At 35.1% G+C, this 21,103-nt stretch carries 20 protein-coding genes and 7 tRNA genes; 12 read left to right on the forward strand and 15 right to left on the reverse strand.

Features of this window, described 5'->3' with window-relative positions; genetic code table 11:
- The first annotated feature begins 13 nt into the window (after nt 1-13).
- Nucleotides 14-274: a hypothetical protein gene (locus Q3907_RS02890; protein ID WP_301897154.1), complete on the forward strand. Its 261-nt coding sequence runs from the start codon at nt 14-16 to the stop codon at nt 272-274.
- A complete protein-coding gene (locus tag Q3907_RS02895; RefSeq protein WP_301897155.1) occupies nt 271-1,176 on the forward strand; it encodes a GNAT family N-acetyltransferase in 906 nt (301 codons plus the stop codon). Before Q3907_RS02890 ends, Q3907_RS02895 begins: the two co-directional genes overlap by 4 nt.
- 59 nt (nt 1,177-1,235) lie before the next feature.
- Here the strand turns inward: Q3907_RS02895 and bsh are convergent, their stop codons facing one another.
- The 4 genes from bsh to Q3907_RS02915 form a co-directional block, all read right to left on the reverse strand.
- A complete protein-coding gene (gene bsh, locus Q3907_RS02900) occupies nt 1,236-2,186 on the reverse strand; it encodes a choloylglycine hydrolase (protein ID WP_301897156.1) in 951 nt (316 codons plus the stop codon).
- Between the two features lie 291 nt (nt 2,187-2,477).
- Nucleotides 2,478-3,026, reverse strand: a complete 549-nt coding sequence (locus Q3907_RS02905) for a chromate transporter (protein WP_301897157.1) — start codon at nt 3,024-3,026, stop codon at nt 2,478-2,480.
- A complete protein-coding gene (locus tag Q3907_RS02910) occupies nt 3,019-3,567 on the reverse strand; it encodes a chromate transporter (protein ID WP_118011339.1) in 549 nt (182 codons plus the stop codon). Before Q3907_RS02910 ends, Q3907_RS02905 begins: the two co-directional genes overlap by 8 nt.
- A 1-nt stretch (nt 3,568) precedes the next feature.
- The gene (locus Q3907_RS02915; protein WP_301897159.1) at nt 3,569-4,387 is read right to left on the reverse strand and encodes a Cof-type HAD-IIB family hydrolase; all 819 of its coding nucleotides are present in this window, start codon (nt 4,385-4,387) and stop codon (nt 3,569-3,571) included.
- A 311-nt stretch (nt 4,388-4,698) separates the two neighbouring features.
- Here Q3907_RS02915 and Q3907_RS02920 point away from each other — a divergent pair, with 311 nt between their 5' ends.
- Complete coding sequence (locus tag Q3907_RS02920) at nt 4,699-5,883, forward strand: IS110 family transposase (RefSeq protein ID WP_217256933.1); 1,185 nt, start codon at nt 4,699-4,701, stop codon at nt 5,881-5,883.
- A gap of 242 nt (nt 5,884-6,125) precedes the next feature.
- Here the strand turns inward: Q3907_RS02920 and feoB are convergent, their stop codons facing one another.
- Nucleotides 6,126-8,462 (reverse strand): ferrous iron transport protein B, encoded by a 2,337-nt coding sequence (gene feoB / locus Q3907_RS02925; protein ID WP_301897161.1) that lies wholly within the window; start codon nt 8,460-8,462, stop codon nt 6,126-6,128.
- A gap of 144 nt (nt 8,463-8,606) precedes the next feature.
- On the opposite strand from feoB, the gene Q3907_RS02930 reads away from it, so the two are divergent.
- A complete protein-coding gene (locus Q3907_RS02930; protein ID WP_295561315.1) occupies nt 8,607-9,038 on the forward strand; it encodes a MarR family winged helix-turn-helix transcriptional regulator in 432 nt (143 codons plus the stop codon).
- 1 nt (nt 9,039) lies between these two features.
- Nucleotides 9,040-10,419, forward strand: coding sequence for an MATE family efflux transporter (locus Q3907_RS02935; protein ID WP_295646315.1), 1,380 nt, complete (start codon nt 9,040-9,042; stop codon nt 10,417-10,419).
- Here the strand turns inward: Q3907_RS02935 and Q3907_RS02940 are convergent.
- The 5 genes from Q3907_RS02940 to Q3907_RS02960 are packed head-to-tail and all read right to left on the reverse strand — an operon-like array spanning nt 10,414 to nt 15,940.
- Complete coding sequence (locus Q3907_RS02940) at nt 10,414-11,724, reverse strand: CCA tRNA nucleotidyltransferase (protein WP_301897166.1); 1,311 nt, start codon at nt 11,722-11,724, stop codon at nt 10,414-10,416. The two genes, Q3907_RS02935 and Q3907_RS02940, sit on opposite strands and share 6 nt — an antisense overlap.
- A gap of 41 nt (nt 11,725-11,765) precedes the next feature.
- Entirely contained in the window at nt 11,766-12,539 is a 774-nt protein-coding gene (locus Q3907_RS02945) for an enhanced serine sensitivity protein SseB C-terminal domain-containing protein (protein WP_295647385.1), read from the reverse strand.
- Between the two features lie 2 nt (nt 12,540-12,541).
- Nucleotides 12,542-13,867: a TldD/PmbA family protein gene (locus tag Q3907_RS02950; protein WP_301897169.1), complete on the reverse strand. Its 1,326-nt coding sequence runs from the start codon at nt 13,865-13,867 to the stop codon at nt 12,542-12,544.
- On the reverse strand, nt 13,860-15,248 hold the full coding sequence (locus Q3907_RS02955; protein ID WP_301897170.1) for a TldD/PmbA family protein: 1,389 nt from the start codon (nt 15,246-15,248) through the stop codon (nt 13,860-13,862). The genes Q3907_RS02950 and Q3907_RS02955 overlap by 8 nt, the downstream gene beginning before the upstream one ends.
- Nucleotides 15,249-15,250: 2 nt before the next feature.
- Nucleotides 15,251-15,940, reverse strand: a complete 690-nt coding sequence (locus tag Q3907_RS02960; RefSeq protein ID WP_295646887.1) for an N-acetylmannosamine-6-phosphate 2-epimerase — start codon at nt 15,938-15,940, stop codon at nt 15,251-15,253.
- Between the two features lie 179 nt (nt 15,941-16,119).
- Here Q3907_RS02960 and Q3907_RS02965 point away from each other — a divergent pair.
- The 7 genes from Q3907_RS02965 to Q3907_RS02995 all read left to right on the forward strand — a co-directional run bounded on the left by Q3907_RS02965 (nt 16,120) and on the right by Q3907_RS02995 (nt 16,753).
- Nucleotides 16,120-16,196 (forward strand) — tRNA-Arg (locus tag Q3907_RS02965).
- Nucleotides 16,197-16,218: 22 nt separating this feature from the next.
- Nucleotides 16,219-16,295: transfer RNA gene (locus Q3907_RS02970), tRNA-Pro, on the forward strand.
- 16 nt (nt 16,296-16,311) lie between these two features.
- Nucleotides 16,312-16,388 (forward strand) — tRNA-Met (locus tag Q3907_RS02975).
- Nucleotides 16,389-16,401: 13 nt separating this feature from the next.
- Nucleotides 16,402-16,478: transfer RNA gene (locus Q3907_RS02980), tRNA-Ile, on the forward strand.
- Nucleotides 16,479-16,489: 11 nt separating this feature from the next.
- Nucleotides 16,490-16,580, forward strand: a tRNA-Ser gene (locus Q3907_RS02985).
- 17 nt (nt 16,581-16,597) lie between these two features.
- Nucleotides 16,598-16,674 (forward strand) — tRNA-Met (locus Q3907_RS02990).
- A 3-nt stretch (nt 16,675-16,677) separates the two neighbouring features.
- Nucleotides 16,678-16,753, forward strand: a tRNA-Phe gene (locus Q3907_RS02995).
- A 194-nt stretch (nt 16,754-16,947) separates the two neighbouring features.
- On the opposite strand, the gene Q3907_RS03000 is transcribed toward Q3907_RS02995, so the two are convergent.
- The 5 genes from Q3907_RS03000 to Q3907_RS03020 form a co-directional block, all read right to left on the reverse strand.
- Nucleotides 16,948-18,459: a plasmid recombination protein gene (locus Q3907_RS03000; RefSeq protein WP_301897171.1), complete on the reverse strand. Its 1,512-nt coding sequence runs from the start codon at nt 18,457-18,459 to the stop codon at nt 16,948-16,950.
- A complete protein-coding gene (locus tag Q3907_RS03005; RefSeq protein WP_301897172.1) occupies nt 18,452-18,772 on the reverse strand; it encodes a hypothetical protein in 321 nt (106 codons plus the stop codon). Before Q3907_RS03005 ends, Q3907_RS03000 begins: the two co-directional genes overlap by 8 nt.
- A gap of 148 nt (nt 18,773-18,920) precedes the next feature.
- Nucleotides 18,921-20,033: a site-specific integrase gene (locus Q3907_RS03010; protein WP_301897174.1), complete on the reverse strand. Its 1,113-nt coding sequence runs from the start codon at nt 20,031-20,033 to the stop codon at nt 18,921-18,923.
- 3 nt (nt 20,034-20,036) lie between these two features.
- The gene (locus tag Q3907_RS03015; protein ID WP_301897175.1) at nt 20,037-20,675 is read right to left on the reverse strand and encodes a hypothetical protein; all 639 of its coding nucleotides are present in this window, start codon (nt 20,673-20,675) and stop codon (nt 20,037-20,039) included.
- Between the two features lie 162 nt (nt 20,676-20,837).
- On the reverse strand, nt 20,838-21,026 hold the full coding sequence (locus tag Q3907_RS03020) for a hypothetical protein (protein ID WP_195233073.1): 189 nt from the start codon (nt 21,024-21,026) through the stop codon (nt 20,838-20,840).
- Nucleotides 21,027-21,103: the final 77 nt, after the last annotated feature.

A 21,103-nucleotide genomic window follows, 5' to 3' on the forward strand; every position in this document is an offset into this window, starting at 1 on the left:
GCGAGGTACATTTATGGATAGTATTCTTACCCTTATAGCATTTTTCGTAGTCATCTTTATTTTTTGGACGTTAGCAAGTTGGCTGCTTCCATTTATTTTACCAATCATCATTGTCTTCTGGATTATTTCCCTATTCACACAAAGAAGACATGTACATTTTCACACCTATAACAACGCTCAAAATAATCAAGAAGAACAACCAAAATCAACTCCAAAACATGGAGCTATAGACGTCGAATATACGGAACATGAAGATGATGGAGATGAACAATGATTTGTCACAACAGTGTGGGTTATGATGCACAAATCAAAGACTTACTAATCAAATCCGCATTTAATATGGATGAAAAAGAAATTGATGTCTGGATGAAATATCAATATGATCCACACCACATGTTCTGCTTCTGGCAAGATGATAAAATCACTTCTTGTCTTCAAGTCACAAAAAGAAATATGATGTTTTTGGACCAACAAATGCGTGTATCTGTGATTAGTATAGCTGCAACCTTACCTGATTATAGACAGAGAAAACAATTTTCTAATTTATTAGATGCAGCTATTTCACAAGCTACATATAATGATTTACTTACAATCACATACACAAATATGCCAAAGTTATTCGAATCTAAAAGCTTTCAACATATTTCGAACACAAAAGAATATTGGATTGGTGCTCCTTTATGTAAAAGTGGAAACCCATTCCACATCAAACAAAAAGCAAAGAATTTATACCCATTATATTTCCAATTTATGCAGTATTTTGATGGCAGCGTTCTATTAAGTGAAGATGAATTCGATCAACTTATTCAATACCATCAAAATTTAGGAAAATCCATTGTCACAATAATCAATGAAGATAAACAACCAAAAGGATTTGCGATATATTCTACAAAAGAAAATCAGGCTCACGTAGAAGTTTTAGTTTACTTTGATTCTCAAGCCATCCAAGATCTTCTTAGTTATTTATCCATAAGCAATGAAGTTACATCCATTCTCATCAGTGAAAGTGAAAGATTCGATAAATTATTCCCGCTTCATTTTCCTAGAACCGATAAAAAATTAATGGTAAGACTCAACAATTATAAATTATTTGATAAATTCTCTAACACAAACGTTAGAAACGCAAAAGCAGCTTATGAACTATTAGAAAAGCCTACATGGAACCACTTCCAGTAGGCTTTCTTTCTTCTCTTTTAAACAAAATATAACCAATAAAAGTTCATGTCATCAAGAAATTAATTCTGCATATGAATCATTTCTTCTTCAAGTATTGGATACGAAATAAGTACTTCACTATCCAAATTTTCATTAAACATATTTACACCACTGATTTGATGATTATTGTATGTCGTGTAATAGTAAATTCCATTTCTTAAGTCGCAACAAGACGTATAAATTGTATATTCATACTTACCTGGTTCTACTTCACAAAGACCTTTTTGTTGCTTGACACTACCTATAATGTGGAAATATTGACTTAAATCATTCTTATCACTAGTCGCATTTGCTCTTGTATAGGCAACGCGCACAAATCTAGATCCACTCGATAAGTCTCCAGGAAGTCCCATAGCTCCAAACCCACGTGAATAGGCAGTTAAATCCAAGCCAAAATTATTTTCAGGTTGTTTATTTGATAAATACATATAATCATTCAAGCGAAATAACTGCATAGGAAATGGCGGATTGTTTGTCAAAACATGCGTAGGATTATCATATACATGCATACCATCTTCCATACACTCAACGACAATGCTTTCATTTTCATCACTAATCATATAGTGTAATTCAGCTACTGGAAAGTGTTCATTAAATGGTGTTGCACAAACATTTGTATTTTTCAATACGGACTTTGCCTCTTTGACACTTGCACATTGTGATAAGATCCAAGGAATAAATTCAAAGGCAGCCACATTGTTCTTGTCTTCTTTGACTTCATAAAACTTTGCATTCCCAACAAAGTTTAATCCAGCCATTCCCAAGCCCTTCTCATTCATGGCATCATAATATAATGGATACTCTTCAAATACGTGAGCCATACCAATCAAAGCGTAGTGACTTTCATGTTTATCTAAATGTCTAAAATGAAAGTCATAATTACGTGGAGCCACAGCTACTTGTTCTCCATATGAAATTTCATAATCTAAATTCCTTCCAAAAAACTGATTAAAGCTTAATGCGGTACACATTAAAATCATCTCCTTCTACTTAGTAGCTTAACACAAACTACAAAAAGATTACACACATAATAATGTACAAATCAAAATATGTGTTCATTGCGTTAAGTACCAAAAAAATATATATTTTAAATGTCATAAGAAATGCCTTATCTTATGATTAACCCTTTGGAAAATTATTCAACCCTATAAACTCAAGATACACTTTTATCTTAATAATTTTCCTCTCCCTAAAGCAATGTCAAGCCCGGACATTGCTTTTTATTTTACCTAAAAGAAAAAAGCCATAAGTTTCCCTATGACTTAAAACGCAAATACAATTCCTACAACCGCACTAGCTACAATAAACCAGATTGGATGTAATTTAGGTTTATACTTACTAAACGCTAGTAATACGAATAAACAAATAAATTGTTTCCAATGAAATGTGGAGAAAGTATAATCACCAAATAAAGTTGTAAATAAAATATCAATAGTAGCTACGGCAATAAAGGCAACTACAGCAGGTTTTAATCCGGCAAAGATTTGTTGAACCAGTTTTGCCTCTTTAAATTTCTCTAAGAAATTCGCAATGATACAGATAATAATCAAACTTGGTAAAACCAGACCGAGTGTTACCACAATCGAACCCAATACACCATATTGACTAAAACCTACATAACTAGCCATGTTTACACCCATTGGACCTGGTGTAGATTCACTTACGGCAATCATTGTAGACAAATCACTCATGGTATACCAGCCATAACGAACGCCAATCTCTCTTAAGAAAGGAATAGTCGCAAGACCTCCTCCTACCGCAAATAGTCCAGTCTTGAAAAATTCTAAAAACATGAGTAATAATTTAGTCATTTTTCTTTAACCACCCTATTCTAGAAAAGACAACACCCGCAATACCAGCACCAATCACAAGTAGTACAGTAGATACTTTAGTAAACATCGCAAAAATAAGGGCCACCGCAAAAATCAAGAAACCAATCTTATTTTTAATATTCCCCTTACCTAGTTTTAATACGGCATTGATCATCAACATACATACAGCTACACGAATACCATTTAGAGCATGTTGCACGATAGCTAAACTTGAAAAGTTTGTGATCAAACCTGCAATTATACTAATAATGATAATAGATGGAGTAACTACACCTAAAGTAGCGGCAATCGCTCCTGGAATACCGGCTTGATAGTATCCAATGAAAGTCGATGTATTGACCGCAATAACGCCAGGTGTACATTGACCAATCGCATAATAGTCCATCACTTCATCTTCTGTAGCCCAATGATACTTTTCAATAACTTCCTTTTGAATCATTGGCAACATGGCATATCCACCACCAAAAGTAAATAGACCCATCTTAAACCAAGAAACATATAATTGAATAAGTTTCTTCATTTTACTCTCCTTTTAATACAAATTTTTCAATGACTTCACAAACAGCACCTTCTTCACAAGTAGCCGTTGTGATATAGTCGCAATCTGGTTTAATACCAGGTGCAGCATTTTGTACTCCAACACCTAAACCAGCATCTTTGATCATAGATAAATCGTTATAGTTATCCCCAATCGCAATTGTATCCTGAATATCAATATGTAATAGATTGGCTAGTTTTTTAAGTCCAGCCCCCTTATTTACACCCTGATGATTAAATTCAATATAACGATTACTTGAATATGAAACATCCATATCAAATGTAATATCCTTTAGATCACGATCAATGCTTTGAAGATACTCAAAATCTGTATTTGTATATAATACTTTTACAATGTCCTGTCCCTTTAAAAAATCAAGATTCTGATCAAACACCTCAATCATTTCCTGACGATTCTGCACATATCTTTTTTCATCTTCCGTTAAGTTATATGCATACACTGCATCTTTAGTATATACATGAATGACTACATCATATTTCAATCCACGCTTATACAATTCTTGAGCTTTTTCAAAAGAAATACCTTCAAAATGTAAAAGTCGATTGTCTTTATTTTCCGTGATAGCCCCACCATTATATGAAATCACATATTGATTCGCTTCATCGAAAAGATCCAATTCCTTTAATGTACCCTGAACTGTGTTATAGCCTCTTCCTGTTGCCAGTACAAATTTAACACCTAAATCTTTCAACTTCTTAATAGCCTCAATATCTCTAGAATCAATTGTTCGATCGGGTTTAATCAAAGTTTCATCTAAATCACACGCAATTAACTTATACATAAGTAAACACCCTGGTATATTGTAATTGACCCATCTAGCTGGTCATTTACAACATACATCTCCTTTCTTTCAACCTTTAATAACCGTAGTTGAAGACGGTTTTGTTAATTTGTAAAATTGAATATGTGAATGTGGATTTGTATATTTATACCCTGTAGCTTGACTACTTTAGGGAGGTTCTTACCACACCTTATTCCAAAACAGTGATTAGTTAGATGAGTCTTTGAATTCGTATTTTGAACCAGGTTTTGTGGTCTAAGTGTTGTGGATAACCATTTTCACAAATTTTAATCAAGAAAGGATGTTTATTTATGAAATTAGTTGGTATCGATGTTGGAAAGAACAGTCACCACTTCTGTGTTATGGACAAGGAAACTGGTGAATTCAATGTTACACCTTCTTCTTTTTCTAACAACAAAGAAGGATTTGACTTTCTGATCAACTCTCTTAAACCATATTCTAAAAAATCAATTCTATTAGGTATGGAAGACACTGGGCATTACCATGTTGCTCTTCTTAAATTTCTTCTTAGCAACGGATATACGGTTGCCTTGATCAACCCTAAAACCACTGATCTCACACGCAAGATGGAAGGTGGCATTACTAAGAATGACAAACTGGATACAATCACCATTTGTGATGTTCTCGATACTCCTGAGCGCAAGAAACAGTATCGTATTACTAAAGTTGACCGTTTTGATTTATATGAACAAAGACAATTGACTCGTCATCACCATAATCTAAAGGAAGAACTCAATATATACTGTAATCGACTACAGAAATCAATTGATCTTGTTTTCCCTGAATTCAATACCTTATTCGGTTCTAAATATGGTGTTGTTTACATGAATCTTCTTAAAACGTTTGGCAGTGCTGAAGCTATCGCTTCTACAGATATTCGTACAATTCGTAAATGTTTTGAAATCAAAGGTAGAGGCGGCCGCATTTCATTGACTGCTGAAAAGTTAAAAGAATGTGCTAAGAATTCTATCGGAATCTCTTCTGAAGTTGAAACTATACAGATCAAACACTTGGTAAGCCAAATCATGCTTATTAAAGAGCAAATCGCTGAAATAGATAAAAAAATAGAAGAGTTCTCGATCAAAAACAACTCTCCTATCCTAAGCATTCCAGGGATTTCTCATTTCTCTGGTACTTCTATTTTAGCCGAATTAGGAGATATTGGCAATTATTCCAAGCCTTCTCGGATCATTAAATTTGCAGGAGTAGCCCCCTATCACTATGAATCGAGTCAATACAACGCCCAGCACACTGCCATAACTAAGAAAGGATCTAAATATCTTAGAAAGACTTTGTATCAAGTCATACTGCCTGTAATTAACAATAATCCTGTATTTAAGAAATACTATCGATTGAAGATATCTCAAGGTAAAGGACACCGTTGTGCTCAAGGTCACTGCATTAGAAAGCTGCTTAGAGTCATTTATCATTTACTAGAAACAGGACAATCATTTGATCCTGCATTATTAAGATAAGACATATGCATCTAAAGCATCTGAACTTTTAAAAAATCATATTTTAAAAGTTCTTTTCGTCATGCCTAAATTTAATCCAATATTCACATTTTCAAAGATCAATTTAAAACTAACTAAAAAATCTAGTTATTTTGTATTTTCAAACTTTTTCATAAAAAATACTTGAATTTTATATAGTTAGCTCCCTTAGATATGAAAAAATTATAAACCATTTTTCAAAAAAAAAGTAGCATTAAAGCTACTTATAATACAGAACCAATCACATGAACAATAAAGGCTAAAATCCACGCAAGTACACATTGCCATGCAACTACACCGACTGCCCATCTTGCACCGAGTTCTCGTTTAATAGATGCGATAGCCGCAACACATGGTGAATAAATCAAGCAGAATACAAGTAAAGAAGCAGCGGATAATGTCGTTAATGCACTATGTACACCACCTACAAATAATACTTGTAGTGTAGAAACAACACTTTCCTTAGCCATAAATCCACTGATTAAGGACGTCACAATACGCCAATCTTGAAGTCCTAATGGCGCAAACACAGGGGCAATCCAACCGGCTACCATCGCCAAAATACTTTGACTCGAATCTTTGACCATGTCAAATTGTAAGTTAAAGCTTTGAAGGAACCATACAAGTACAGTGGCCACAAAAATAACGGTAAAAGCTTTTTGTAAGAAATCCTTCGCTTTTTCCCACAGCAATTGACTTACATTTTTTAATCCGGGCAAACGATAATTTGGAAGTTCCATCACAAATGGAACAGCTTCCCCTTTAAATAAAGTACTTTTAAATAAGAACGCAATCAATATACCTACGGCAATGCCCAAAACATAAAGTCCTGTCATAACTAAACCACCTTGTTTTGGAAAGAATGCATTCACAAAGAAAGCATAAATAGGTAATTTTGCGGTACAAGACATAAATGGCGTCAACAAAATCGTCATCTTACGATCTCTTTCACTAGGCAAAGTACGTGTTGACATAACGGCTGGTACCGTACATCCAAATCCAATCAATAAAGGAACGATACTTCTTCCTGATAATCCAATTTTTCTTAATATTTTATCCATAAAGAAGGCTACACGCGCAATATATCCACTATCTTCCATCATAGATAAAAAGAAGAATAGTGTCACAATGATTGGTAAGAAAGATAATACAGAACCAACACCCGCAAAGATACCATCAATCACTAAACTGTGTACGGCATAGCTTACGTGAGCACTTGTCATCCATGCATCCACTACTTGTGTAATCCAATCAATACCAAGTTCTAATAAACCTTGAAGCCATGCTCCAACTACATTAAATGTTAGATAGAATACAAGTAACATAATTCCAATAAACATAGGAATTGCAGTATATTTACCGGTTAAAATACGGTCAATTCTTTCACTTCGAACACGCTCTTTACTTTCTTTAGGCTTTACTACGGTTTGTTCACAAACCTTTTCAATAAAGGAAAAACGCATATCGGCAATAGCTGCACTATGATCGAGTCCACGCTCTTTTTCCATTTGAAGCACAATGTGTTCAATCATTTCTTTTTCATTTTTATCTAAATCCAAACAATCAAGAATCAAATTATCGCCTTCAATAATTTTACTAGCCGCAAAACGCAATGGAATATCTGCCTTTTTGGCATGATCTTCAATTAAGTGGCAAATAGAGTGAATACAACGGTGAACGGCTCCTCCAAAATCATCCTCTCCACAAAAATCTAAACGACCGGGTCTTTCCTGATACTTTGCAATATGAATCGCATGTTCAATCAATTCATCCACACCTTGGTTTTTAGCTGCAGAAATAGGTACAACTGGTACTCCAAGCATAGCCTCCATACCATTGATATCAATCGAACCTTGATTATTGGCAACCTCATCCATCATATTTAACGCAACAACTATCGGAATATTCATCTCTAATAATTGCATAGTCAAATATAGATTTCGCTCAATATTTGTGGCATCTACTATATTGATAATAGCCTTAGGCTTATCGTTTAACACAAAATTACGTGATACGATTTCTTCACTTGTATAAGGTGACATCGAATAAATACCCGGTAAGTCGGTCACCATTGTATTTGGATAGCCTTTAATTGGACCATCCTTTCGATCCACTGTTACGCCAGGAAAGTTTCCAACATGTTGATTTGATCCAGTGAGTTGGTTAAACAATGTGGTCTTCCCACAGTTTTGATTTCCTACCAAGGCATATGTCAAACATGTACCTTCTGGTAAAGGATTTTCATCTGCCTTTACATGATATTTACCATCTTCACCAAGTCCAGGGTGAACCGTGTTATTTATATTTTCTGCACTTCCATGTTTTCTTGTTCTCTCATCAATTAATTCAACTAATATTTTTTCAGCTTCATCCAAACGAAGCGACAATTCATAACCATGAATCTGTAGTTCCATTGGATCGCCCATAGGCGCAAACTTTACAACGGTAACCTCAGCACCAGGTATAACTCCCATGTCTAGAAAGTGTTGTCTTAATGCACCTGTTCCTCCAACGGCCTTAATCAATGCACTCTGTCCTATTTTTAACTCTTTTAACGTCATGCATATCCCTCCCCCAATTAGTTAAAATTATAATCATCTTACTCGAGTAGTCAATTATTGTACAGTATATTTTTTCTCTTCGTTGACAGAATACTTCTATTTGTTTACAATTGAACCGTTCACAAGTAAACATTAGGAGGACATATGTTGACAATTGAAGAATTTTTACGTTTATCCAATCGATTGCGTGAATATTACGGCAAACAAATCAAAGATCGATTTTCAGAATACACTTTTTCCCCAAATGAAATTTCGATTCTGATTTTACTACAAAACAACACATCCATTACGACAAGCACACAGCTTCGTGTTGTACTCGGTGTTTCAAAAGCTTTGGTTTCTCGAAGCGTAACGAGTTTGGAACAAAAGGGATTGATCACAATGAAGAAAGTTTCAGAAAATAGAAGGATTTCTTATATTGAATTAACGGAAGAAGCGATTCCTGTATTAGAAAAAATCTCTATTGAGATTGATAAAATCAATCAAGTTTTATTCAACGATATTCCTACAGAAAATATTCAATGCATGATTGATACAATGAATAAAATGAATGAAAAAATAGAAGGAGCAAACTAAAATGAAATTTACAACAGCGTCCGAAGTGGATTTAGGACATGAAAAAGTTGGTAAGTTACTCTTTATGTTGGCGGTTCCTGCCATCTTAAGTCAAATTGTTAACTTACTCTATAATGTAGTTGACCGCATGTATATTGGTCACATTCAAAATGTAGGAGCTACTGCCCTAACAGGCGTAGGCGTTTGTCTTCCAATTATAATGATTGTATCCGCTTTTGCGTGTTTAGTCGGTATGGGAGGTGCACCAAGAGCTAGTATTTATATGGGTAAACAAGATAATCCAACGGCAGAAAAAATCATGGGAAATTGTTTTATCGCATTGATTGTGATTTCATTAACTCTAACTGTATGTTTATTGGTTTTTCAAATCCCATTACTACAATTATTCCAGGCAAGTTCAAAAACAATTGTTTATGCCAAACAATATATGGGTATTTATGCCTTAGGAACCATTTTTGTTCAAATGACACTCGGAATGAATGCCTTCATTTCTTGTCAAGGATTCTCAAAAACAAGTATGATGACTGTTTTAATTGGAGCTATCTTAAACATTATTTTAGACCCTATCTTTATCTTTGGATTCAATATGGGAGTAAGAGGGGCTGCACTAGCTACCATTATTTCGCAAGCCATCAGTGCAATCTGGGTTATTCGTTTCTTGAGTGGTAATCAAACGGTTCTTAAGTTAAAAAAAGAAAACTTTAAAATTGTTCCAAGCCTATTATTTCCTAGTTTAGCTTTAGGTATCGCACCCTTTGTGATGCAGTCAACAGAAAGCTTGATTTCTTTATGTTTCAATATGCAATTATCTAAATTTGGTGGGGACGTTGCGATTGGAAGTATGACCATTCTAACAAGCGTTATGCAGTTTGCGATGATGCCAATACAAGGATTAACGCAAGGTGGACAACCCATCATCAGTTATAACTTTGGTGCTAAAAATGGCCAGCGCGTTAAAAAAGGCTTTTTACTTCAAACACTATGTTGTTTCACATACGCAAGTATCATCTGGATTCTAGTGGAATTATTTCCTCAAGTATTTATTTCTATTTTCACTAACGATCCAGACTTAATGGCAATGGCAAGTTGGGCCATTCGTATCTATATGGCATGCGTATTATTGATGGGACTTCAGATTTCTTGCCAACAAACCTTCATTGCGTTTGGAAACGCTAAGATTTCAGTTTTCTTAGCAATCTTTAGAAAGATCATTGTCTTAATTCCATTGATTTTTATCTTACCAAACATCTTATCCAATCATATCTTTGCGGTATTTGTTGCAGAACCTATCGCAGATTTTATTGCGGTAAGCACAACAGTAACGTTATTTATTAAAAACTTTAAAAAGACATTAGCACAAATGAGTTATGAACGATCATAACTCATTTTTTATAATATTCAATAATTCTTCTTTCCTATTCTTTTCCGGATGATAAAAAGCGTATTTTAAACACATATTCAAAGCTTCTTGAATCTGTTTTCCCCTTAAATTTGTAGCTTCTATAATATCTTTTCCATTCAATGCAAGTTGAGATATACTCATACAGCGATTTCTATTTTGGATGTAATACACATAGAAAAGTTCTACGTCTTTAGCTGATTTTTGTCCCAATTCAGAATGGGCCATCGCATCACAATAGCGTATTTGAAGTAAGTTCAACAAGTGTTCTTCATCCAAATGATATGTAATGCGATACTTATAAATACAGTCTAAATCACAAGTAAATTTATCATCATGATGTAAGACATAGAATGGAATCCACTTTCTTTGTTCATTTGTAAGTTTAAAACGTCGACAAAGCTCTTTCGATAATTCACTTCCTACCTGCGCATGATGCTTAAAATGATCCTTTCCATTCGAATCCGTTGTTTTTACTTGTACTTTGCCTAAATCGTGGAATAATAGCGCAAAAGCCAAAGTTTCATCATATGGTTTTAAATAGCACATCGCATCTAAAGTATGATGCAAGACATCGGTATAGTGATAGATTGAGTTTTGACTACACCTCAATGCCAAATCCAACTCATTAAATACAGGTTTTAAAAGAAGTGTCATACTCGCCAATACTTGTGGATTTGTTTCCATGATTTCTTTTAATTCATGCACAATTCTTTCTATCGATACATATTGAATCAAAGATGCATTTGTATCGATGGATTTTTTAACTGTTTCATCCATCGAAAAGCCAAGTTTTGCACAAAAACGATAGGCACGAAGCATTCTTAGAGCATCTTCATTAAATCTTCGATCCGGACTTCCAACACATCGAATCACTTTCGCTTTAAGATCAAATTGTCCTTTATACGGATCAATCAAGCCACGACTTGGATGATAGGCCATCGCATTCACAGTAAAATCACGTCTTGATAAATCTTCTTCAATTGTAGAAACATATTTCACACTATCTGGATGACGATGATCCTTGTATTCACTCTCTAAGCGAAAGGTTGTGATTTCAACTGGGGAATCCGATAAGACTGTTACCGTTCCATGTTTGAGTCCTGTTCCCACACTTCGATCAAATAGGTTCAATATCACTTCGGGCTTAGCACTTGTACAAATATCATAATCATGAATCGGACGATTTAATAAATAATCTCGGACGCAGCCTCCTACCACATACGCTTCATATCCAATATCATTTATTGTATTTATGATTTCTAATATATATTCAGGTAATTTCATACTTTTATTATATAAGAAAAAGGTGCTGAATTGCACCTTAATTACTTTGTAACCTTTACATATGTTGGAATGGTATCCGCCATAATTTTCTTGGCGATTTCCATACTTCCAAACATAAATTCAAAACCTTTTCCATAACTTGCAGGCGTACAGAAGTTTCCTAGATCTTGTAGTGTCTGCTTATCATCATTGATCATATCCACAACTAAAAACCAATGGCTAGGCTGATCTTTGACCATTCTTTCTTTCAAATAAATAGAAAGAATGTCTGGGTGAGAGTCACCAAATTCACAGATAGCTCTTTGAAGTTCTGTTACACTTGAAATAGGATCACGAAGCTTTAAACTATCTCCTTTATGAATTGGATTTTCACTCACTTGTGAACCACGACTTTTATCAAGTTCAACCAATAAGTTGCAGTCTAATAAAACATTCGCTCCAAATGGATCAATCACAATGCCATGAATCTGGTTTAATGCCATCTTCACAAATGGCATATATTGATTATAAGTCATAACCAAGGAATGTATTTCACTATCTTGATCCCATTTTTTCAATTGATCCATACTTGAGAAGACTGGAAAGAAACTATCTCCCTTATCATTTTGAATCAAAGACAATTGGAATTGTGTATTTGGTTCAAAGACTAAGACTCCCTTTTCATTGCGAGAAGGATTTTTATCCCATTGTGCTGGAATTAGAAAATTAGTCGAAATAAACGCATCCAACAAATTTCTAAATGCTGAATCTGTTTTTTCTCTATTAAATACAATTAATGTTTCTTGTAGTTTTTCATTTTTAAATTCATTTACCATAATTATTCCCCTGAAATTGTGCACTCAACAAAAGCGATACTTGGACTTACGACCTGATGATAACTCCAATCTAAATCGTTACCCACACTAATTACGTGTTTCATCATATTTAAGAAATTATTTGCGACGGTAACCAAGGTAACATTCTTATCTCTTTTACCATCCTTTACCCAGAAGCCTGAGCATTGTAGTGAGAAGTTTGTAGAAACAAAATCAAGTCCAGCATGAAGTCCAGCTAAATTCTGTACGACAAAGCCATCCTTAATTTTTGTACATAAATCCTCAAAACTATCATTTCCAGGTACAATATAACAATTCATTGGTTGTACACTTACGCTAGATGCATAGCCCGATTTAAAACCATTTCCTGTACTATTTGTATGCATTCGATTGGCACTTCTTGTGTCATGAAGCATCATAACATATTTTCCGTGATCCACCAAAGTTTTTGAAGAAGTTGGACAACCCTCATCATCAAAATTGGCAATACTTAAACAATCTGTATTCTTTGGATCATCAACAATTGTGATTTGTTCAGAGAAAATTTGTTCGTTAAACTTATCTTTTAAAGGTGAAATTCCCTTATACATTAATTCCCCATTAAATAAACCAGTAAAGGCGGCAAATAAAGATGTCATCGCATCCTTTTCAAAGATAACTGGGCATGTACAGCTTGAAATTGGTGTTGCCCCTAATTTATTGAGAGCCTTGTCGCAAACACGAGAAACAAATGAATCTAAATCATACTTTTCAAAGTCATATACAACTTCAACTAAACTAGCATCCTTGATTTCTTCATTTTCTTTAACGACAACACTGGCAACAATGTATTGCATTTCATCAGCATCTTGCACGTCCATACCTAAGCTATTCACAATACTGCGGCTTCCACTGCCTTGTGAATATCCTAAATATCCAACTTGAATGACACGTGGATCATAGGCTAGAATCTTAGTTTCTAAGCTTTGAAGAATATCCTTCACACATTCTGTACTAGCCATATTCCAAGTCACATCTTCTTTTACATAATCAATGGATTCAGGCTTTCTTAATGAATCGGTTTCTTCATTTGAAATAATATGTGCTTGTTCAATCAATGATTTTAATATGATTTCGCATTGATCATCGTTTACTTCTTCCAATGCCATATTGGCCATTTTTCCATCTACAATTCCACGAATACTTGTACCTGTCACTTTGCTGGATACTAAAGTGTCCATTTGGCCTTGAAACCAAGTCATTTCTTTTTCAACCGTTGTAGATTGATAGATTTCAAATTCCTGAATACCTAGGCCAAGTGCTTTTTCAATCCATAATTGTTTATTCATTGGCCGTACCTCCTACTGTAATTTGTGAAACACGAATGGCTGGCTGACCTACATCTGTAGGAATTGAACCCGAACTAGAGCCACACATACCTTGTCCACGCTCTAAGTTTTTGCCAACGCGATCAATATTAAATAGGATATCCGCACCATTACCAATCAAAGAAGCTCCTTTTACTGGATAAGAAATCTTGCCATCTTCAATTAAATAACCTTCTAATACGGCAAAGTTAAATTCTCCGGTTTGTGGATTTACACTTCCACCACCCATTTTCTTCGCACACAATCCGCGTTTGATTCCTTCAAACATTTCGTCAAAATCATCATTTCCAGCCGCAATATATGTATTTGTCATACGCGAAGTTGTTTCAAATTTATAAGACTGACGGCGTGAACTTGAAGTCGATTCCAGTCCCATTCTTCGACCATTCAAACGATCGACCATATAACTCTTTAAAATACCATTCTCAATTAATACACGTTTTTGTTGGGGATTTCCCTCATCGTCTACATTTTGTGAGCCCCACGCATTTGGAATTGTGCCATCATCAATAGCCGTAACTTTATCACTTGCGACTTTTTGACCTAATTTATTACAGAATACACTCTGATTTTTACTGACTGAACTTGCCTCTAGAGCATGTCCACAAGCTTCATGGAAAATAACACCGCCAAAGCCATTATCAATAATGACTGGCATTTTTCCCGATGGACAATCTTTCGCTTCTAATAATACTAAGGCAATACGGCTTGCTTCTTTTCCAATAGATTCTGGAGTTCTTTCTTCAAAGAATTCTAAGCCTTTACTTGCACCTGGTGCTTCATAGCCAGATTGCAAGTTTTGACCATCCTGGGCAAAAGAGGATACAGACATACGACAACGAATTCTTGTATCATGTACGAGTCTTCCTTCACTATTTGAAATCTGTACATTTTGGCATACACTTGCCAACCCTACAGATACTTTTTGAATTTTATCTGAATATGCCTTTGCCGCATCACTTGCACGTACCATTAAGGCAACTTTCGTTTCTAATGAAGCTTTGACAGGATTTTCCTTGATTGGATGACGATTTTCATGTTTTTCTTCAACCAAAGAGATCGATACAGATTTAGATTCTATGCCAAAACCTCCACGCAAATCATCCACTAAAGCATTTAATGATTCTTCACTTGTTTCATTTGTGTATCCATATACAGATTGCACACCTTTATATAGACGAATTCCAATACCAGCACGAATCAATACATTTGTATCTTCTAATTTTCCATTCAACATGGATAAAGATTCGGTTGTACCTTCTTCTTCAAAGATTTCGGCAAAATCACAAGAAGAAGCCATACAACGTTCTAATAATTTTTCTAATTGTTCCTTCTTTAACATATTTATCCCTCAATGCAATCTACAAATCGTTTTGTGATTAATTGAGGACGAGTAATAATAGATCCTACTACAACACTAAAGCATCCAAGTTCTAATACACGGCGTGCCTTTTCTGGTGTATCAATATTTCCTTCGGCAATCATTGGTACGTTAGATTGTTCTAAATATTTACGCATTAACTCAAAATCATTCGTTTCAACTTTATCGCCCTTACTTTCTTCTGTATATCCAACTAATGTTGTTCCTACAAAATCAAAGCCTAATTGGGCCGCATGTAGACACTCTTCTAATGTAGAGCAGTCTGCCATTAATTTTTGTTCTGGATACTTAGCACGAATATCCGCATACAATTCATCTAAAGTTCTTCCATCTGGACGAACACGACAAGTTGCATCTAAGGCAACGATTTCTGGATGTGCTCCGTCAATCAATTCATCGATTTCTTTCATTGTAGGTGTAATGAATACTGGGCAGTCTCCATATACTCGTTTAATAATTCCAATAACTGGTAAATCAACTTCTTTTTGAATTTCATTAATATCCTCTACAGTATTAGCACGAATACCTTTAGCGCCACCCCATTTAGCAGCTCTAGCCATACGTCCCATAATAAATGATGAATGTAAAGGTTCATCTGGAAGTGCCTGACAAGATACGATCAAGTGTCCTTTTACTGATTCAATGTTATTCATGATTTAAATCTCCTTTTTTTTAAAATTATATATATAGGTAATTATACTACGTATATAGGTTGAAAAACACGAATTTAAAAAAAATTAAAAAAATTTAAAAAAAGTGCTTGCAATCATTTTAAAGTGATGGTATATTTAATGGGCACTGAGCGAGACACAAAAGCTCAGTTGAAATAAATGCGCCCATAGCTCAACTGGATAGAGCGTTTGACTACGGATCAAAAGGTTGTGGGTTCGATTCCTGCTGGGCGCGCCATTTATTTTTTTTCTAAAAATATCGGGATGTAGCACAGCTTGGTAGTGCACTTGATTTGGGATCAAGGGGTCGCAGGTTCAAATCCTGTCATCCCGACCATTATTTTATTTAATTCGGCTGGGTAGCTTAGTTGGCTAGAGCATCCGGTTCATACCCGGAAGGTCGTGAGTTCGAGTCTCACTCCAGCCACCAACGAGTTTAACTTGGACCCTTAGCTCAGTTGGTCAGAGCATCCGGCTCATAACCGGCGGGTCGTAGGTTCGAGTCCTACAGGGTCCACCAATTATACATATGCAGAAGTACCCAAGTGGCTGAAGGGTCCGGTCTTGAAAACCGGTAGGTCGTGCGAGCGGCGCCTGGGTTCGAATCCCAGCTTCTGCGCCATCTTAATTAATTCACATCGCGGGATAGAGCAGTCTGGTAGCTCGTCGGGCTCATAACCCGGAGGTCGTTGGTTCAAATCCTTCTCCCGCAACCATGTGGTCTCATAGCTCAGTTGGTAGAGCAAAGGACTGAAAATCCTTGTGTCGTTGGTTCGATTCCGACTGAGACCACCATTTGTCAAAGATTGCACCTAGCATTTGCCAGGTGCTTTTTTTATACCTTATTTAAAGCATATTCTCACATTATGGTTATATTCCATATCTATATAAACCAATAAAACAAGTGTTTTTCTAAACAAAATTCGCAAAAAAATCGCAAAAAATTTTCAAAGCATATTAAAAACGGATAGTAAATTATCCGCTTTTTTTCATCGATTTCGACTGTTTTTATTTCCCTCTAAGTCCATTGCTTTTCTAACCCTTGTCTTATCTTCAGGACTTAGTTTATTTATTATTGCATCATATACCGTAATGCTTTGTCCATTTTTTAAGTGAATCTGATTTCTCGTTGTTTCTTTCACAAATCGAGTTAGTGCAATATTTCTAGCTTCAGACTTATTCAGCTTCTTACTCATTGTCAACATACTATGGTTATGATCATTCACTTTAGTCTGTAAAACTGAATTCTGTTCTTTCACATCATCTAGTCTAATCTTCAATAACCTATTATCATTCTTATACTGAACCAATTCATTCTTTGTACTATCCAGCTTGTTATTTAGCGTCTTGTTCTCATCTTTCAAGCTATCTATTTTATCACTCATCAATTTGATACGTTTCAACAGGGCTCCAATCATTGACTTTAGTTCATGAATAAACGTTTTAAGCTGATCAAACACATGATATTCAACAACGATCTTATTCTTATTCAATCTTGATTTTGGTGAATTCTCCATTTCCACCAATTGTGAAGATACATTTTCCAACCTCTCATACGCATACACAATATTCTTTTCATCCACAGTGTCTTGTTTCAAAAAATCCTTTGCGACATTCATATTATGCTGCATTTCTAATGTTTTATCCTTTGTATCTTGCCACTGGCTCAGTGGCATATTTACCGATGCATCTTTTTCCGGTTCCTTAATACTTGTAGCTCCATACATCAAATATAAATCGTTCTCATTCATAATGGTTTCCATGTTTTTATACATCTTATTTCGCATCGCATTAAATAAAATTGGAACTTTATCTCTTTCATTGATTATAGACTGTTCCGGATTATATCCCATGCGTACTAATGTTTCATCCAAACCCGTACCACAGCGCAATCCCCCACCATGTTTTTGAATATATTCCATATCTTCTGCTCGTTCATAAATAGGCTTAAAATCGAGGTGCATATGGTAGAACCCAGATTCATCTAAATGTACAGTAGCTCCTAATACATGGAAATAAGGAAAATCCTCTTTAAATTTCACAAGAAATTCATTAAAAATATGAAGTGCTTGTTCTTTCGTTATCTTGCCATTTTCACGATCACTCTTATCGCCCAAACCAATGATTAAAGAACGAAACATCTTTATTTGTTCCATTTTATTCGTTTTTGGATTCCGCATCTGATCGTGCAGATGCTGCGTATAATAATCATTTCCAATCAATGGATAATCCCGATTACGTGGCTTTGTCTTAATTTGGCCACTATTATATCGATCCCAAGCGGCAGCCTTGCGTTTCAGAGTATAATCATTACGTTCTTTAATATACAGTTTCATCAATTCATTAATTTGTTCCTTATAGCTTTTTTCATAAGGCACAAGCTCAATCACTGTATCTTTGCCCGTATCATGCGTATGCTCAAGTTTCGAGCGATACTCCAAGCCATGATTATGTTCTTCACATCCTTCTCCAGCCGTAATCGTAACCGACACTTCATTCATGCAAATCACCCGATTTCAATATTTTATACAATGTTGTACGACAAACACCATACTTATTGCACATCTGTTCAAAAGTCATTTCCTGTTTTTCTGCTCTAAGAACATCCACACTGGGAAGTTTTTTCTTAGGTCTTCCAGTGTTTGAAACCTTTTCTTCAATAATCACTTCCAAATTGCCATTATATGTATTTCGATATGTCCCATTGAAATGTTTAAAAAGTATTTTTATACATTCCTTTTGATGTTCAATATTCGTATCATTTAAATATAATTTAAATCGATTCATTTGCGTATCCCCCTTATTATTGTTCATTAATTATTTCCACACATTCTTTTGAGCAAGCCTTGCTTGCCATAATTACCAGCTTGATGGTAATGCCCTTCCCTATTGAACCCCACTACCGCACTAAAGGCGGTAATGAAGTTCAATGACGGGCAACTGCGTTGAGCTTTTAGCGACATCATTCGAATTGAGAATCAATGATGTCGATCAGATCCTGCTCGGAATTATTGAAGAACTTAACGTAAGTCTTCAAACATTCCGTTTGTGTATGACCCAAGCGTTTTGCGACCAATGATACAGGTGCATTCGCATTACATAGAAGTGATGCATTGCTTCGTCTAAACCCATGAATCTTGATCATGCGAATTCCTGATCTTTCGCAGGCAATTGCCATACGCTTCTTCACAACTTTCGCAAGAACGGGTCTGTCCACTCCAAACAGAAATGTATCTTTTGTGATGCAGTACAAGTCTTTGTACCAATCCAAATATTCCTGCATGATGCATTTCATTCGTTTGGGCATCGTTATCGTTCGAATACTGTTCCTTGTCTTTGGCGGAGTAACCAGATACGATCTTCCCTGCACATACCTAGCTACTGTCTTATTGAATCGAATTGTCCCCTTGTCCATATCAATATCGTTCATTGTTAGTGCAACACATTCGCCAAATCGACATCCCATAAAATACAAAAGATTCACAATGACATAACAGACGTATTCTCCGTTTTCTTTATTTCTTGGAAAACATTGAATGAACTGCTCAAATTCATCCGGAGTATAGAAATCGTCTTCATCAATGATCTTGTCCGGTCTTTTGTATTTGGGAATTCTTTTGACCGGATTAAACTGTACATATCCCATTTCGAGTCCATAGTTAAATATCTTATTCAAATATGTCAGCATCTTATTTACATATTCTTCACTCAAGCCTTTTTTAAATGCAGCATCCGTAATCTGTTTGATCTGTCCAGATGTTAGAGATTGAATCTTTTCATCATACAAAGATTCAAAGTATTTTGAAATATATGTATTACTTTGTTTTGTACTTGACTTTAATTGATTTGCCTTAGCCAGATCATATACGTCAATAAACTCTTTCAATGTATAAGAATGACTTTCAAAAGTGTTTGTTTCTGCATTAAAAGATTCTTTATATTTCAATTCAAACTCACGCGCATCATTGATGGAATTAAAAGTCTTTCGAAAAGAATAACGATGATATTTACCAGTAGATAGAGTAACCGTACCTCGAATTTCATATTTCTTATTCCCTAAACGTTTTACAGACATAGACTACACCTCCACATGCCCGTCTCTTCGCAGCATGTCAAAGATCTTGATAAAGAACTGATTAGGAGCATATGCAGAATACTGTTTGTGAAGTTGATACATTTCAATATGTGAATCCAGTCTATTGATATATTCATCCGCATATTCTTCCGATTCAATAAGCAATCGATCATACAGTTCATCATTTAGAATAACATTTCCATAAAGTCCAAAATGCTTCACTTCTAAAGAGAGTGTATTATCTTCTATATTATCTTCTATATTATTAGGACAACTGAGTTGGCTACCCTGGCTAACTGAGTTTGCCACCCCACCTAACTCTGTTGACTGGTAGCTAACTAAGTTTGCCACCTCTTTTGCGACATAAATACAATTTTTAACACCATGATTTACAAAGTCTTTCTTCTCTAACAAATTCTTTTGTATTAAACTTTTTAAAGCTTTATCTACACCAGCTTTAGTTGAATTTGTAAAATCTGCCAAATAACTACGACTGCCTGTAAATGCACCACAATGATCACGCGAAAATCCATAGATAATCGCATAAATACTCAATTCCAATCCTTTTAACCCCAATTCATTTATCATCCAATATTGAATAGAATAATAGGAATTGGGTTTAATCTTCTTATTATTTTCCATAAAAAAACTCCTTTTACCTCATTACGAAACAGACTTTCTGAATAAGCATTCAAAAAGCCTCCAAAAAAAGATAAAAAGGAGGCCACATTTTGTATAATGTGCTATAATATACGTGCTTAGGGGTATATTACATGCCTCCGGTTTAATTTGGTGCCAGCCAAATTAAGCCTTTTTTTCTACCTTAAAATCAAAAAAATCCTTCACGACAACAACCGGAACTTTTCCTTTTAAAAGTCGCCGTTCATCCAGCTCATACTCATCCTTCATAACCTGAATGAATTGGTATGCCTTGGATTTGCTGATGTTCGCATAAGCTGCCACATCCGTGGGACCCCAATATAGTTTTTCCATTTTGAATTTCCCCTTTCTAGAAGTTATTTATAAATACGACTTATAACTTTCATATTTATCATACCATTTAATCCGGA

The organism is uncultured Holdemanella sp., assembly GCF_958348295.1.
Classification (GTDB): Bacteria; Bacillota_I; Bacilli_A; order Erysipelotrichales; family Erysipelotrichaceae; genus Holdemanella.

What these genes read in the sequence shown, in the direction of transcription:
- Q3907_RS02945 (WP_295647385.1), bottom strand. Translation starts at nt 12,539, where the DNA reads ATGGTAAATGAATTTAAAAATGAAAAACTACAAGAAACATTAATTGTA.
- feoB (WP_301897161.1), bottom strand. Translation starts at nt 8,462, where the DNA reads ATGACGTTAAAAGAGTTAAAAATAGGACAGAGTGCATTGATTAAGGCC.
- Q3907_RS02905 (WP_301897157.1), bottom strand. Translation starts at nt 3,026, where the DNA reads ATGACTAAATTATTACTCATGTTTTTAGAATTTTTCAAGACTGGACTA.
- Q3907_RS02910 (WP_118011339.1), bottom strand. Translation starts at nt 3,567, where the DNA reads ATGAAGAAACTTATTCAATTATATGTTTCTTGGTTTAAGATGGGTCTA.
- Q3907_RS03020 (WP_195233073.1), bottom strand. Translation starts at nt 21,026, where the DNA reads ATGGAAAAACTATATTGGGGTCCCACGGATGTGGCAGCTTATGCGAAC.
- Q3907_RS03015 (WP_301897175.1), bottom strand. Translation starts at nt 20,675, where the DNA reads ATGGAAAATAATAAGAAGATTAAACCCAATTCCTATTATTCTATTCAA.
- Q3907_RS02950 (WP_301897169.1), bottom strand. Translation starts at nt 13,867, where the DNA reads ATGAATAAACAATTATGGATTGAAAAAGCACTTGGCCTAGGTATTCAG.
- Q3907_RS02930 (WP_295561315.1), top strand. Translation starts at nt 8,607, where the DNA reads ATGTTGACAATTGAAGAATTTTTACGTTTATCCAATCGATTGCGTGAA.
- Q3907_RS02940 (WP_301897166.1), bottom strand. Translation starts at nt 11,724, where the DNA reads ATGAAATTACCTGAATATATATTAGAAATCATAAATACAATAAATGAT.
- Q3907_RS02935 (WP_295646315.1), top strand. Translation starts at nt 9,040, where the DNA reads ATGAAATTTACAACAGCGTCCGAAGTGGATTTAGGACATGAAAAAGTT.
- bsh (WP_301897156.1), bottom strand. Translation starts at nt 2,186, where the DNA reads ATGTGTACCGCATTAAGCTTTAATCAGTTTTTTGGAAGGAATTTAGAT.
- Q3907_RS02915 (WP_301897159.1), bottom strand. Translation starts at nt 4,387, where the DNA reads ATGTATAAGTTAATTGCGTGTGATTTAGATGAAACTTTGATTAAACCC.
- Q3907_RS02895 (WP_301897155.1), top strand. Translation starts at nt 271, where the DNA reads ATGATTTGTCACAACAGTGTGGGTTATGATGCACAAATCAAAGACTTA.
- Q3907_RS02890 (WP_301897154.1), top strand. Translation starts at nt 14, where the DNA reads ATGGATAGTATTCTTACCCTTATAGCATTTTTCGTAGTCATCTTTATT.
- Q3907_RS03005 (WP_301897172.1), bottom strand. Translation starts at nt 18,772, where the DNA reads ATGAACAATAATAAGGGGGATACGCAAATGAATCGATTTAAATTATAT.
- Q3907_RS02920 (WP_217256933.1), top strand. Translation starts at nt 4,699, where the DNA reads ATGAAATTAGTTGGTATCGATGTTGGAAAGAACAGTCACCACTTCTGT.
- Q3907_RS03000 (WP_301897171.1), bottom strand. Translation starts at nt 18,459, where the DNA reads ATGAATGAAGTGTCGGTTACGATTACGGCTGGAGAAGGATGTGAAGAA.
- Q3907_RS03010 (WP_301897174.1), bottom strand. Translation starts at nt 20,033, where the DNA reads ATGTCTGTAAAACGTTTAGGGAATAAGAAATATGAAATTCGAGGTACG.
- Q3907_RS02955 (WP_301897170.1), bottom strand. Translation starts at nt 15,248, where the DNA reads ATGTTAAAGAAGGAACAATTAGAAAAATTATTAGAACGTTGTATGGCT.
- Q3907_RS02960 (WP_295646887.1), bottom strand. Translation starts at nt 15,940, where the DNA reads ATGAATAACATTGAATCAGTAAAAGGACACTTGATCGTATCTTGTCAG.